The 12952-nt window shown below is 58.7% G+C and carries 14 protein-coding genes and 1 tRNA gene; 2 read left to right on the forward strand and 13 right to left on the reverse strand.

The window, feature by feature from the left end; all coding sequences use genetic code 11:
- Window positions 1-343: 343 nt before the first annotated feature.
- Both ACR0NY_RS02860 and ACR0NY_RS02865 read left to right on the forward strand, forming a co-directional pair.
- Complete coding sequence (locus ACR0NY_RS02860; protein ID WP_170368464.1) at window positions 344-1078, forward strand: helix-turn-helix transcriptional regulator; 735 nt, start codon at window positions 344-346, stop codon at window positions 1076-1078.
- The gene (locus ACR0NY_RS02865) at window positions 1075-1569 is read left to right on the forward strand and encodes an A24 family peptidase (protein ID WP_170367135.1); all 495 of its coding nucleotides are present in this window, start codon (window positions 1075-1077) and stop codon (window positions 1567-1569) included. Before ACR0NY_RS02860 ends, ACR0NY_RS02865 begins: the two co-directional genes overlap by 4 nt.
- Window positions 1570-1644: 75 nt before the next feature.
- Here the strand turns inward: ACR0NY_RS02865 and ACR0NY_RS02870 are convergent, their stop codons facing one another.
- From ACR0NY_RS02870 to ACR0NY_RS02930, 13 genes are all read right to left on the reverse strand, one after another.
- On the reverse strand, window positions 1645-2631 hold the full coding sequence (locus ACR0NY_RS02870) for a type II secretion system F family protein (RefSeq protein ID WP_170359189.1): 987 nt from the start codon (window positions 2629-2631) through the stop codon (window positions 1645-1647).
- A gap of 15 nt (window positions 2632-2646) precedes the next feature.
- On the reverse strand, window positions 2647-3675 hold the full coding sequence (locus tag ACR0NY_RS02875) for a type II secretion system F family protein (RefSeq protein ID WP_093962114.1): 1029 nt from the start codon (window positions 3673-3675) through the stop codon (window positions 2647-2649).
- 11 nt (window positions 3676-3686) lie between these two features.
- Window positions 3687-5081 (reverse strand): TadA family conjugal transfer-associated ATPase, encoded by a 1395-nt coding sequence (locus ACR0NY_RS02880; RefSeq protein ID WP_170338532.1) that lies wholly within the window; start codon window positions 5079-5081, stop codon window positions 3687-3689.
- Between the two features lie 46 nt (window positions 5082-5127).
- Window positions 5128-6333: a CpaE/TadZ family protein gene (locus ACR0NY_RS02885; protein ID WP_170338530.1), complete on the reverse strand. Its 1206-nt coding sequence runs from the start codon at window positions 6331-6333 to the stop codon at window positions 5128-5130.
- An 11-nt stretch (window positions 6334-6344) separates the two neighbouring features.
- Complete coding sequence (locus ACR0NY_RS02890) at window positions 6345-6983, reverse strand: TadE/TadG family type IV pilus assembly protein (RefSeq protein WP_170338528.1); 639 nt, start codon at window positions 6981-6983, stop codon at window positions 6345-6347.
- Window positions 6980-7471 carry a TadE/TadG family type IV pilus assembly protein gene (locus tag ACR0NY_RS02895; RefSeq protein WP_170338526.1) on the reverse strand — a complete coding sequence of 164 codons (492 nt, stop codon included), beginning with the start codon at window positions 7469-7471 and terminating at the stop codon, window positions 6980-6982. Before ACR0NY_RS02895 ends, ACR0NY_RS02890 begins: the two co-directional genes overlap by 4 nt.
- Window positions 7468-8949, reverse strand: a complete 1482-nt coding sequence (locus tag ACR0NY_RS02900; RefSeq protein WP_170368465.1) for a pilus assembly protein TadG-related protein — start codon at window positions 8947-8949, stop codon at window positions 7468-7470. The genes ACR0NY_RS02895 and ACR0NY_RS02900 overlap by 4 nt, the downstream gene beginning before the upstream one ends.
- 19 nt (window positions 8950-8968) lie before the next feature.
- Window positions 8969-9793: a Flp pilus assembly protein CpaB gene (gene cpaB, locus ACR0NY_RS02905; protein ID WP_170338522.1), complete on the reverse strand. Its 825-nt coding sequence runs from the start codon at window positions 9791-9793 to the stop codon at window positions 8969-8971.
- Between the two features lie 162 nt (window positions 9794-9955).
- Window positions 9956-10138 carry a Flp family type IVb pilin gene (locus ACR0NY_RS02910; RefSeq protein WP_093962121.1) on the reverse strand — a complete coding sequence of 61 codons (183 nt, stop codon included), beginning with the start codon at window positions 10136-10138 and terminating at the stop codon, window positions 9956-9958.
- Window positions 10139-10375: 237 nt separating this feature from the next.
- A tRNA-Gly gene (locus ACR0NY_RS02915) sits at window positions 10376-10449 on the reverse strand.
- A gap of 109 nt (window positions 10450-10558) precedes the next feature.
- Complete coding sequence (locus ACR0NY_RS02920; protein ID WP_170338520.1) at window positions 10559-11623, reverse strand: methyltetrahydrofolate cobalamin methyltransferase; 1065 nt, start codon at window positions 11621-11623, stop codon at window positions 10559-10561.
- Window positions 11624-11632: 9 nt separating this feature from the next.
- Window positions 11633-12559: a methylenetetrahydrofolate reductase gene (locus tag ACR0NY_RS02925; protein WP_170359172.1), complete on the reverse strand. Its 927-nt coding sequence runs from the start codon at window positions 12557-12559 to the stop codon at window positions 11633-11635.
- 26 nt (window positions 12560-12585) lie between these two features.
- On the reverse strand, window positions 12586-12882 hold the full coding sequence (locus tag ACR0NY_RS02930; RefSeq protein ID WP_093962131.1) for a virulence factor: 297 nt from the start codon (window positions 12880-12882) through the stop codon (window positions 12586-12588).
- Between the last annotated feature and the right edge of the window lie 70 nt (window positions 12883-12952).

A 12952-nucleotide genomic window follows, 5' to 3' on the forward strand; every position in this document is an offset into this window, starting at 1 on the left:
CACACCCGCTGACTGTTATTGTTTCTGATCGTCAACTCTTTTCAGCCTTTTGAGCCTAATTGTCTGCTTTTTTTCGTGTGTTTTTCTCCCCATCCGGAAACTTAATAAGATTCTTGGTGATTTTTGCGTAAAAATCGTAAAATATGAATGTATTGGGCAGAGTAATTCAAATCTACAGAAGCCGCTGAACCGGCTCGCTTTAGTGAGTAAGACGTTTACCAGTTGGTGCTATATGGACAGGGGGATGGGCCGTGCAGGTGCGTGGCTACCGAACACGCAACACACACGCGCATTGATCAGTTTCATTCAATGGAGCCAGGGCGGAGTGGTTCTGGACGCTGCGTTGACCGAAGTTGTCAACGCGTTTGGAGCCGATTGTGGTACCCTCAGCCGTGTCTGGCTCAATAAAGGTGGCAGCCGAGTAGCTGCGCGCGCAGATACCCGTGACACGACAATAAGCCGGCCGCTTTTCCTTTCCTTCACGAACGACGTGATTGGTCCGTTTGCGAGCAAGCCAAAGAAAGGCGTCGTCTTCAGTCTCAAGGATCACGGGAAACCCGTAAACGAGTTTTCTGCCGTTGTTCTGGACTGGATCTCGCACCGCAAGCTGCACGATATCCTGTTCGTCTGTCTCGACAACCAAGGCTGCGAAATCGATTTTCTGGAGCTGCATTTCGCCAAAGGTCTCGAACCCGGCTGGCGCGAAGCGATAGAGACAGTCGCACCCGAAATTTCCGAAATCTACCGCAACAGACGCGCCGGTCTGATTACGGAAGCAATTTCCCGCCAATCCGTAACGACCATCCAAAGGGCGGTGAATGACGCGCCGCTGATGAGCCTCGAAAACCCAGCGGGCCTGACACGGGCCGAATGGCGGGTCTGCGTTCTGATTTCCCGGGGACTGTCGCAACAGTCCATTGGATCCGAGCTCGAGATTGGTCCGGCGACTGTGAGAACGCATCTCAAGCATATCTACGGCAAGACAGGAATGGAGAACTTCCACATGTTGGCCAGACGGCTGGTTTCGATCGAAGAACGCGAAGCCTTGCACGGCAGACACAATCAGGCACGCGCATGATGATTGATCTGCCTTGGCATAGTTGGGTACCTCTGTGGTTGATGGTGCCGCTGTTTGTGGCGGTGGCGTGGACGGACCTAACCGAATACCGGATACCGAACCTGTACTGCCTGATAGGGGTTGCCCTGTTTCTGGTAGGGTCCCCTGCCCTCGGTTTGCATGAAGTTGGATTGCGATTGATCGCCGCCGGGCTTTGCTTTGGGATCTGTTTTGCCCTTTTCGCCGCCGGTTGGCTGGGGGGCGGAGACGCCAAGATGCTACCGGTGGTTTTTCTGGCGATACCGACCCAAGCCCTTTCGACATATATGCTGCTGCTTTCTGCCGCGATGGCGTTTGGACTGACCAGCTTGACCCTGCTGCGCCTGTTCGTCCGACAACCGACAGGAAAGCTTGCAGCAACGCTCAGCGGACGCGAGTTTCCTCTTGGGATTGCCATAGGCCTTTCGGGCCTGATCCTGGCCGGCTGGTCGATGCTGCTTTACAGCGCCTGAAAGAACGCGACCCAAGTCGGGGACGCACAGTTGACCTCGTGTGGACCCGGGAGCGCCGCACCCACAAAAACAACGTCATTTCACGAAGGTTTCGACGTATCGAATGATGATCGGTGCAAGGATCAGCCCCGCGATCGAGGGCAACATCAGGCTCGCCATGACCGCGGACATCTGCACCGGCAACTTGTTGGCTTTCTCCTGCGCGCGAAGCTCTCTCAGTTCGCGCATTTCTTCGGAATACGTAGTCAAGGCGGCCGACAACGGGACGCCGAACCGGGACGACTGGAGGACGACGCTCACGAACGAACTCATTTCGTCGATCCCCGTCCGGCGCGCCATTCTCATCAACGCGACTTCACGGTCGCGCCCGGCCTGAATCTCGCTCAGGGCAATCAGAATTTCCTCGGACATTTCGGGCGATACAGTCTGCATTTCCACTGCAACTTTGAGAAGCGCCTGGTCAAAGCCCATTCCCGCCTCGATCCCAATCTGGAGCAAGTCCAGCATGTTCGGGAACGCATTCTCCATCCGACGTTTACGCTCCTTGATCCGAGCGCTCATCCAAAGCTGGGGGATGAAGAACCCGATGCCGCAGAGGATGCCAAGGTTCCGCAAGATCTGAAATGAATTTAGACCAGACACATAATCGTTGATCGTGGCGCCGATACTGGACGCAGGCTGCCAAGACATGAGGACAAGAAAGACGAGCGGCAGAAACGTCGCCAAGCCCAAACGGATCAGATAGAAATTGGCGATTGCATTCCGGCCGCGAAACCCTGAGCGCGCAAGCACTTGGCCAACTTCGAACCTGACACTTGCATCGCTGGGGATAAGTGCGGCGCTCAGCCCGGTCGGTGTATCGCCCTCCACCTTTTCCGGCACAAGACGTGCAAGGCTCTGGCCCCTTGTTCGTTTGGGCAGCATCCGTTCGGCTGCTGTAGACCGATCGCCGAGCGACGATGATATCCCAAAGAATGCAACGATCGCGCCGGCGGCAACAACGCCCAGGATCATGAGTTGGGAAAAGAGACCAGTGTCGAGTAGCGAGTTCACGATTTCCATTTCGACAACCCTCCCTCAGATCCGGAAATTGACAAGCTTGAACAAAACGATGGCATTCAGAACGATGGCCGCAGAAATGACGCTCATGACGGGCCAGAAAATCGGGTATTGCACCACGCTTCCGTAATAGTCCGGCGTCATGACCGTCATCACGAGGGCAATCCCGACAGGAATGAACGACAGGATATAGGCGGTCATCCGACCCTCGGCAGAAATGGCCTTGATCTTGCGCCGCAAGGACATTCGGGCACGGATGACGCGCGCCAATGTCCGCAGAATGCCGGCCAGATCGCCGCCAGTGCCGTGCTGCATCGTCAGCGCGACCGAGAGGTACTGGATATCCTCTTCATCTACTCGGTCTGCCATGTTGCGAATGGCGGTCGTTAACTCTTCTCCGTAAGCGACTTGGTCCACGACCAGACCGAATTCAGTTCCGATCGGATCGGGCATTTCGTTTGCTACGCTCTGCAAGGTCGTGTTCAACGGATGTCCGACCTTCAACCCACGCGACATCAGGTCCAACGCATCCGGCAACTGCTTGATCAGCGCAGCCTTGCGCCGTCTGAGGTTGGCGCCAAGGTAGACCAACGGAGCCAACAGGAAGCACACAGCGCTCACGGGTATTACCGTCAGTGGGTTGGCCACCAATGAGCCTCCTGTCGCCGAAACCAGAAAAGCACCCCCACAACCCAACAGGAACATTTCCGGCACCATGTTCAGGCCCGATGCCGCAAGGGCACCCGGCAAGTCGCCGACCAGCGGAAACGACTTCATGAGTGGTTTGCTCTCCCGCGGCTTGAGCAATTCCAGAACGTCCTCGCCAGTCTTTCCCTGGTTCAGCATCTGGATGCGCCGGTTTATCGCCTCTTCCCGGTTTTCTCCGCGCTTCAAAAGCTGACGGACCCCTTCGAAGGCAATCAGTGCGCCGAGGAATATCAAGAGTGACAGGACAAAGCGGACATCGTAACCGCCCACTTCCATCTCTGGTCCGATCAACGAGTCTATGCTGTGCGTCGAAAAGAAGGATCTGAGATCTTCCAACATGGCCGGGTCCCTCAGTTGAACTTGATCGATGAAAGGTCGACACCCGCCGCCGCCAGCGCATCGCTGGATTTCGGTCGGATACCGGTCGGCATGAAGCGCCCAAGGATGTTGCCGGCCTCGTCCTTGCCTTCACGTTTGAAGACGAAGATGTCCTGCATGGTCACGATATCGCCCTCCATGCCGGTGATCTCGGCAATCGAGGTGACACGGCGGGTACCATCAGACAGGCGGTTCAATTGCAGAACAAAGTGAATTGCCGAAGCGATAGTCGCGCGGATTGCTGCATGCGGCAGCTCCAGCCCGCCCATTTGCACCATCTGCTCGACCCGGGAAAGTGCATCGCGTGGGCTGTTGGCGTGTACCGTCGTCATCGACCCGTCATGGCCGGTATTCATCGCCTGCAACATATCGAATGCTTCGGAGCCGCGCACCTCGCCGATGATGATCCGATCCGGACGCATCCGCAGCGCGTTTCGCACAAGGTCTCGTTGGGCAACGGCGCCAGTACCGTCGAGGCCAGCAGGCCGCGTTTCCATGCGCAAGACATGTTCCTGCTGAAGCTGAAGTTCGGCCGCGTCTTCAATCGTGACGATCCGCTCCCGAGGGCTGATATACGACGACAATGCATTCAGCATCGTGGTCTTGCCCGATCCGGTTCCGCCCGAGATCAGCACGTTCATCTTGGCTTCAACCAATCCCCGCAGCAGTTTGGCCGCGCTTTCGTTCAAGGCCTCGTTTTTGATCAGGCGTTCCATCGTCAGCGGAACCCGCGAGAATTTTCGAATGGAAAGCGCCGGCCCGTCCAGTGCGCAGGGCCGAATGATCGCGTTGACGCGGCTGCCATCTTCCAACCGCGCATCCACCCACGGTTGCCGTTCATCAATACGGCGACCAATCCGGCTGACGATCTTGTCGATGATCCGCAGCAGATGACGTTCGTCCCGGAAGCGTGCCGATGTCTTTTCGAGGATGCCGGAGCGCTCGACAAAAATCTGCGTGTGGCCGTTCACGAGGATATCGTTGATCGTGGGGTCGGCCAACAACGGTTCCAGCGGACCCAGTCCAAGCACTTCGTGCATCAGCTCTTCGACAAGCTGCTTGACCTCCTCGCTGCGCATCGCACGGCCTTCGGCGCGCAGCAGTTCGGTGACATGTCGCCCAATTTCGCCCCGCAGCGTTTCTTCCTCGACCTTTTCGATAACGGCGAGGTTCAGCTTGTCCAGCAAGGAGTTATGCAGTCGCGCCTTCAGATCTATCCGATCGTTCTGGATGTCATGCATCAATACGAGGTCATCGCCGGAGCCATGAACCGGCTTGCCGATCTGAGCAAACTGCTTGGTGTCCAACGGCACAACTTTCGAAGCGTCCGGTTTTTCCTGGCCTGGTCGGTCGAATTCTCGAAACATCTACTTAACCTTCTGCAAATATTTAACTATTCCGAAACAGTCTGGCTCAGTTCTGGCCGACCCGAGGCGGCAATGACAGGCATGTCTCGTGCGCCAGCTTTCGGATTGCGCGTGTCATCGGTGCACGGGATGAAACATCCTCTAACGGCACGCCCCGATCGACCGACTCGCGTACCGTGCGCTCGTCGCGCGGCACCCAAAATGCAAAGTCCTTTTCAAGGAGTTTTGCCGCCGCTCTGTGGTGCGCCGCCGGAATGATGGGTTTCTTTTCAAGGTTGGCGACCAGTTGAATTTCCAGCGCTGGGTTTTCCGCTTGGTAGAAATCCATCAGCTTGCGGGCCGAGCGAACGGACGGAACGGCAACGTCCGTCACCAAATATAGGCGGTCCGCTTGCGTCAGGACGGGCGTAATCCATTCCACCAGCGCCCGCGGCAAATCTACCACGACGTAGTCATGGGTACGTTTCAGGGAATCCAGAATGGCCGAAATCTGCTCTTCCTTGATTGCAGTCAACGGACCATAGCGCGACGGAGCCGCCAGGATATCGACCCCGCAGGGCGACTTGACCATCGCCTGTTCCAAAAAGGCACTGTCGGGAATGCTGCCTTCCATGGCCATACGCCACATCGCGTCGCTTTCGGCGACATCCATCAGGGCCGCAATCGAGCCGAACTGAAAGTCCAGATCCACCAGCGCAACCGAGTTCGACGCCGTCTTTTTCAGGAATCCGGCCTTGGATTGAAGCTCGTTCGCCATATTGGCCGCAACCAAGGACGATCCGACGCCACCACGAGATTTGCCAACCGCGATCAACTTGCCAAGTGTGGCTTGTCCACCCCAAACGGCGGGAAGCTGCGCCTGCCGCCGGGCACGGATCGCATCCACCTGCGGAATGATCTCCTCATGGATTGCATTGCGCGGCAGCACGTCATCAACTCCAAGCTTTTTGAGCTGTCGGGCTTTCTCCAGCGGCAGATCTTCGGACGCCAGCGCGATAATGATCGCATTGGGCATGCGCGCGTCACAAATTTGCTGTGCGGTCTGCAACAGCTCGGGCGAACTGTCATCCACATCGAACAGAACCACGTCATGACGCGCTGACAATGCAACAGCCGTCCCGTTGACCCGCGCGACAGTGTCCTTGCGGCCCGTAAAACGGCAATTGCTCAGCCCCTCCAACGAGGTTTCGATTGCCGCGAAAATCTCTTCGTCCGGTGAAATCAACAGCACTGAAATCTGCTTGGCACTCATGACTCTTCTCCTTACTCAACGGCACCGATGGCAAGATCCTCGGCCGGGACGGATGTGCTCATCGTTGGGATTGAAATGGTGTTGGGGCTGCTGGCGGATATGGCAGGGTTGCCAGCAGCAAGGGCGACCAGCGGCCCAATTGGCAGCGCGAAATCGTAGTCCAGGTTTACCAGTTCGGCTGTAACTACCGGCGTATAGGGTCCACCAAGAAAACCAAGACGAGGATCGTGCGAATAGGTGATTTGCACATTTGCCGCGGTGGCTCCGGGCGGCAGCAGCATTTCGATCTCGTCCCAGATCCGGCTGCCATAGGCGGTTGATGCGTCAAGCTGACACGGCGCCGGCAGGTTCGGAGTGGCGCAGATGCTGCCACTGCGGCACAGCGCGCCGAACTTGGTTGTTGCGGGGGCGCCACCGGCCAGCGTGTGCGTGGCCGGCATCGCGCCACACAGGGGCGGCCCGACCGTGGCAAGCCGTGAGGCTTTTTGCATCGCTTTCTGCGCCATCGTCGTGGACCAGTAGAGCCGTCCGTACTCGAGAATTCCAAACACGAGCACCAGGAACAACGGAACGACCATGCCCAGCTCGACCAGTGCCGATCCATGTTCACGGCGCCAGAAAGCGCGCAGCATATGCAGATTACCCGTCATACCCCAAACACCCGGCTCTGGTCCGAGATCTCGGTGTCGAGAGGCCCCAGCGCTGCCCCGAAAAGGCTGAAAACATTTCCAAACAGGTACTCGATCCGGATCTGAGCCGTGACCTCGACCACCGAAGTCGGATTGATCCGGTACACGCCAGCCCGCGAGATACAGCGCGGCGTGACGTCGATGACGGTTGTGCCATGCGGCATGATCGACGAACCGCCCAACTGGTTCTGGACGATGTCCGTGGCCAGAGCGTCATAGCTGCCGACTCCGCCCGCTGCGCACAAGTCCAACGGCGCGATCCGCGCGATCATACGCGAGGCGTCACGCACACCGGCCGACGTTGCCTGATGAATCCAAGTGATACGCCCACCTTCGATGATCACGGCAAAGAACAGCAGGATCAACGGAAGTACGATCCCGAACTCGACCATCGGGGCGCCGGCCTCGCACGACCGCAACCGTCGGATATGTCGAACGAGCCGAGTCATCGATACAACCTCACGACATCGCGAAAAACGCCATCATCGCTGCTGCCACCTACTCCACCGCCGACCTGCTCGACCACCTCGACATAGATGTCAAAATCAGTCCCCGAGGATTCTTCGAGCGGCTGGATCAGGAAAACCTTTACAAACTCCTGCACCGGAACGTTCTCCGCGCGTCCCGCGACCGGATTGGCACCGCAGTTTATGGCGGCTGCGATAAATGTGCGGCGGTCAGGGTCGTCCAGCGTTGTGCTCGCGCATTGCGGGCGGCCGGACTCGCTGCGCCCGAACAGCACATCACCCGTACCAGCCCTGGCGATCTCGTCGAGATACATTTCGTATCGCGTATTACCCGTCGGGTTACCCAGCGGGTGCGGCGTCAGATCATTGGCCGGACCGTCGCCATAGTTCATGTCCAAATAAGCCGCTTTGCCGGAGGTCCAGACACCGTTTCCAAAACGGCCGCCATGCGCGCAGGTGCCGGCGGCAAAGCAATCGTCGGGCGGAAACGGCATCGAGTCGGTCGAAACCTCGGGATTGTTCTTCAGACAGCTTCCGCCAGAGTTTTCCCAGCCCGCGATGACCTGCGGTCCGGGCGCATAATCTTCATCATTCTTGAGGTTGCTCATCGTCGAGTGGAAAATATCGAACCGTGAATTGTAGATTGCGCTGCCAATGCCATTGCGCTGACCGGGTTCGGTATCGACCCCGCGCTGAGACACGCATTGCGTCAGGTTTCCATGCGCCGCGATCAGGCAGATATAGAGTTTTGATCCGGTCTGCCCCGCGCAAGGACCGTTGGGGTTTATGCCGATGTCCGTCGGGTCGAGGAAACCAAAATTCCCCGGCCCCCAAGCGGCACCGTTACCTCCAGTGCGCAACTTGATGGTTGACCCTTTGTTTGCATTCGCCGTCCAGCCGGGAGGGATGCAGAACATCAACGGCGTCACATCACAGGCATATTGGGTGTAACCCGCAATCGCGACAGCCTCGACATCCTCATCCGGACGCGTGACGCCCAACAAGTCAGCGAGCGCCCGACCGAACGGAAGGAAAACGGTTCTAGGGGTCGCGGTCACCTCAACCAGAACGGCCAGAGCGGGATCGGTCGTCACAAACCCATCGACTGGATCATTGTCATCCGGATCGGCGGCAGGATCGGGCAGTCCCGACAGAAACCGCAGCGAATAATCTGCGGCCGTCCCCAGATCTTGGCTGCCCTCGGCAAAGAACTGGGAGTCTTCGATCATTCCGGCTGCAGCGGCCGTGGCGCGTGTGATCGCATCACTACCGCCATCCAGTTCTCCGGCGGCGGCCAGAGCCACGTGATCGGTATAAGCCTGCAGGTCGGTCTGCGTAGAAGCCAGTCGCCCAAGATCAAAGGTCAGCGCCGCCATGCCAACGATCACGGTCATGCAAATTCCGACGAAAACCAGAATGGTCCCCTGTTCGTCGTCCTTTATGTTGCGCAGCGTGGGCATGAACAGACCTCGAGAGCGATCAGTTGGACACGGTTGCATTCGAGGGGTTGCCGGCAACAGGAACTTCCTGGACGTCCGTGGTGCCCCGACGCACCTTCACGATCGGCTTGGGCGCGCCCTCTGCAACCGGCGACTTTTCAAGCAGAATGTCGCTGAGGCGGATGGCCTCCAATGGCTTGTCTTCCTGGATTTGCAGCGACCGAAGCGACAGGCTGAGTTGCCCGGCCTTCTGAGCCAATGCCAACCGCTGTCCCTGGTCCGGAGTGACTTCGACAGTCACCGTTCGGGCAATCCCGGGCTGGTCGACATCTTCATCAGCCGTCTGATCAACACCAATGACACGGATATTTTGCAGGATCGTTACCGCCCGCAGCGACTCGTTCTTGCCCTGCGTCAGCACGATATCAACAAAGTCACCTGGTGTGACGAACCCGCCAACACCGGTCTGCGCATCCACATTGATGGCCATTGCACGATTGTTCTCGCCCAAGGTCTGAACGATGGTGACCTTCTCACCGAAGTCAGAAACCTTTGACGCCAACAGGATTTCACCCTGCGCCAACGCGCGCTTGGCGCGCCGCGGATCGGCACCTGCTGTGGGCAGAACATCTTCGAAACTTGTAAATACCCCTGCCGGCACGGAATCCGCCGGCCAGTCGATGGCGGTCAACTTGTGACCTTCAATCGGAGATCCGAACGGGATCTCTTCTGCTGCGGCGACCACGCGAACGATCGTCGGATCAGCGGCGGCCTGGCTCCGTCTCAGCTGCTCCTGCGCGATCATCACGGCGCCACCCGCCAGACCCACGCCAAGAATAGTCATCATCAAGGATTTCAATCGCATAGGTCCCTCCAAATAGCCGGGCCGGTCATTCTGAAAACGTGGGGCCAGTCCTAGGCCCAAACTGCGTCACGCGGGACGCCGAATGCCGAGACTGGGCTGGTTCTGGCTTCCCGCCGTCTTCGCGGCGGAAAACCAGTTGCTTTTCAGGCCAAAACAGCAGGATTACGGCCGTGTTGCAGCCGTGTTGGCGTCATTGAAGTTGGTGTTGGTTGTGCCGCCCAGACCGGTCAGCAGGGTCCCGCCAACAGCGATCGCGATGAACAGTGCGATACCGTATTCGACAAGAGTGGCGCCACGCTCGTCACGGCGCAGACGAATAAAAAGACTACGAATTGCCTTCGACATGATTTGAACTCCAGTTTGTACTCATTAATGTGCGAATTTCGCACAGGAACGAGGGTTCCCCCGTCAGTTCAAATCGTAGCGAGCCCGCATCTGGCAAACCTCCCCACAAACGAAAAGGATTTCCCGTATAACGCGAGAATTCGTTCATTTAGGCTTTTTTGTGGCGGGATTTTGGCGCGAAATGGCCCCAGTCCACCTCAGCTTTTGAGCTTCAAGCGGGCCAATATCAAAGTGTTTTGGAGCGGGTAGCGGGAATCGAACCCGCACGTTCAGCTTGGGAAGCTGACAGGCTACCATTACATCATACCCGCCGCTCGGTGCTGAATATCACCCGTCCTTCGCCGAATTCAAGATGCTTCGATCAGCGCGGCAAACAAAAAGGCCGGGCAGATTGCCCGGCCCGTTGACAAAGCAGCCTGTTCAGGCCCGGCGACGTCGAGCACCGCCCCGGCGGCCACGTGCGCTCTCGCCTTCGGCACCAGCAGCATCGGCCGGTTTGTTGAACTTGATCCACTCGCCGCCATGCGGGTCGTTGTTGGTCAGCAGGTTGGCAGCGCGGATGGCCTCCATTTCCTTGCCGGCGCGCGGCTTGGTCGAGCCCAGCCCGAACATCTGAACGAAGGTTTCGTCGTCCATGCCGTCGGGCAGGATGATGCCCGCCGCCGCAACCTCGGCCTTTTTCTCGGCAATCTTCTTCTGCGTCACCGGCAGCGCCACCGGGTTCATGATGGCCGAGGTCATGCCCGCGCCCATCGCCATCGGCAGGAAGGCGTTGTTGATGCCGTGACGGTTCGGCAGACCGAACGAGATGTTGGACGCGCCACAGGTGGTGTTCACGCCCAGCTCCTCGCGCAGGCGGCGTACCAGGGCAAAGACCTGCTGGCCGGCAGTAGCCATCGCGCCAATCGGCATCACCAGCGGGTCCACCACGATGTCGTGGGCCGGAATGCCGTAGTCAGCTGCGCGCTGGACGATCTTCTTGGCAACCTCAAAGCGTACGTCGGGGTCTTCCGAAATGCCCGTGTCGTCGTTCGAGATCGCAACGACCGGCACGTTGTATTTCTTGACCAGCGGCAGAACCAGTTCCAGGCGGTCCTCCTCACCGGTGACCGAGTTCAGCAGCGGGCGGCCTTCGGCGGCCTCCAGCCCGGCCTCCAACGCACCCGGAACCGAGCTGTCGATGCACAGCGGCACGTCGACCAGACCCTGCACCAGCTGGACGATCTGTCTCATCAGCGGCGGTTCGGTCTCGTTCGGGTTGGGGTTCGAGTTGTAGACCACGCCTGCGTTGATATCGAGCACGGTCGCCCCGGCCGCGACCTGCGCCAGCGCGTCCTGCTCGACGGTCGAGAAATCGCCCGCTTCCAACTCGGCGGCCAACTTCTTGCGGCCGGTGGGGTTGATCCGCTCGCCAATCACGCAGAACGGCTGATCGAAGCCGATGATCGCGGTTTTCGTCTTTGATTCTACGACTGTACGGGTCATGTCGGGTCCTTAGGAGTTTGCAGGCTTCGCCGAGGCGCCGCCGTTTTCGATGGCCCAGTTGGCATTGGTCTTGATGCCGCCAAGCGGGAAGAAGTGCACGTTGGTGATGTTGAAGTCGGGGTTGGCCGCCTTGTGCTCGGCCAGCGCGGTGATCACGTCGGTCGGCTCGTAGGGCAGCAGCAGCTTGGACACGTCCATGGCGCGCTTCTGCAGCACCTTCAGCGACGGGCCCACACCGCAGGCGATCGCGAATTTGATCAGGGTCTGCAGCTTGGCCGGACCGGCGATGCCGATGTGGATCGGCAGTTCGATCCCGGCCGCCTTCAGGCCGTCGGCCCAAGCGATGATCGGCTTGGCGTCAAAGGCAAACTGGGTGGCCAGCGCCATTTCAGCGTCAGTGGTTTCGCTGAATTTCTGCTTCCAGCGCAACGCCTCGTCCACGTTTTTGGTCGAACCGTCCGGGTCAATGTCCTTGTTGCCCTCGGGGTGACCCGCGACGTGCAGGCGCTTGAAGCCCGCCTTGTCGAGCAGCCCCGTTTCCAGCAACTGCATCGAGCTGTCGAAGTCGCCATGCGGCTTGTCCACGCCGCCTGCCAGCAGCAACGCCTGCTCGACGCCGGCCTCGCCCTGATACATGGCGATCCAGTTTTCCAACGTCGCCGCGTCCTTGATGATGCGGGCCGGAAAATGCGGCATGACAGGATATCCCTCGGCCGCGATCCGCTTGGCGGTCTTGACCATGTCCTCGATGGGTGTGCCCTCGATATGGGCGATGTACACGCGCGTGCCTTCGGGCAGCAGGTCGCGGAAATCCTCGACCTTCTCGGCTGTGCGCGGCATGACTTCGATCGAATAACCCTGCAAAAAGGCTTCGACGGTCGGGTTCACCGGGGCCTTGTCGGCCGCATCACGTTTCTTGAAGTTCAGCAAAGCCATTGCGGCCTCCCATAAAGATCTGGGGCTCATGCCCAACCGTCATTTGCGATCAGGGCCTTGATGCGGTCCTGATCGTATTCCGTTTCCAGGCGTAGCGCTTCAGCCTCGGCGATCTCGGTCGGGTCACCCTCAACCTCGAACGGCTCGGCTTTGCGCCACTCGGCCAGATAGGCATCACTGTCCTTGGCGTTCACCTTCATGGCTGCGCGATCGATGGCTTGCTCGAACCGCACATCCAACTGTCGTTTTGCGCCACGGCGGCCCTTGCCCACGATGACCTGAGCGGGGATGTCGCGCCAGTAAACGATGGTGACGTCAGGCATTGATCTTGATTCCTCCTAACCAGATGATCCGGTTCTAAACGGCTATGTGGGGCCGGGTCGGTCGGATTTC

The organism is Ruegeria sp. BJ5 (assembly GCF_056537865.1).

Bases quoted from the DNA above. Each gene is read 5' to 3' on its own strand.
- ACR0NY_RS02865 (WP_170367135.1), top strand. From the start codon at position 1,075: ATGATGATTGATCTGCCTTGGCATAGTTGGGTACCTCTGTGGTTGATG.
- ACR0NY_RS02870 (WP_170359189.1), bottom strand. From the start codon at position 2,631: ATGGAAATCGTGAACTCGCTACTCGACACTGGTCTCTTTTCCCAACTC.
- ACR0NY_RS02875 (WP_093962114.1), bottom strand. From the start codon at position 3,675: ATGTTGGAAGATCTCAGATCCTTCTTTTCGACGCACAGCATAGACTCG.
- ACR0NY_RS02880 (WP_170338532.1), bottom strand. From the start codon at position 5,081: ATGTTTCGAGAATTCGACCGACCAGGCCAGGAAAAACCGGACGCTTCG.
- ACR0NY_RS02885 (WP_170338530.1), bottom strand. From the start codon at position 6,333: ATGAGTGCCAAGCAGATTTCAGTGCTGTTGATTTCACCGGACGAAGAG.
- ACR0NY_RS02890 (WP_170338528.1), bottom strand. From the start codon at position 6,983: ATGACGGGTAATCTGCATATGCTGCGCGCTTTCTGGCGCCGTGAACAT.
- ACR0NY_RS02895 (WP_170338526.1), bottom strand. From the start codon at position 7,471: ATGACTCGGCTCGTTCGACATATCCGACGGTTGCGGTCGTGCGAGGCC.
- ACR0NY_RS02900 (WP_170368465.1), bottom strand. From the start codon at position 8,949: ATGCCCACGCTGCGCAACATAAAGGACGACGAACAGGGGACCATTCTG.
- cpaB (WP_170338522.1), bottom strand. From the start codon at position 9,793: ATGCGATTGAAATCCTTGATGATGACTATTCTTGGCGTGGGTCTGGCG.
- ACR0NY_RS02910 (WP_093962121.1), bottom strand. From the start codon at position 10,138: ATGTCGAAGGCAATTCGTAGTCTTTTTATTCGTCTGCGCCGTGACGAG.
- ACR0NY_RS02920 (WP_170338520.1), bottom strand. From the start codon at position 11,623: ATGACCCGTACAGTCGTAGAATCAAAGACGAAAACCGCGATCATCGGC.
- ACR0NY_RS02925 (WP_170359172.1), bottom strand. From the start codon at position 12,559: ATGGCTTTGCTGAACTTCAAGAAACGTGATGCGGCCGACAAGGCCCCG.
- ACR0NY_RS02930 (WP_093962131.1), bottom strand. From the start codon at position 12,882: ATGCCTGACGTCACCATCGTTTACTGGCGCGACATCCCCGCTCAGGTC.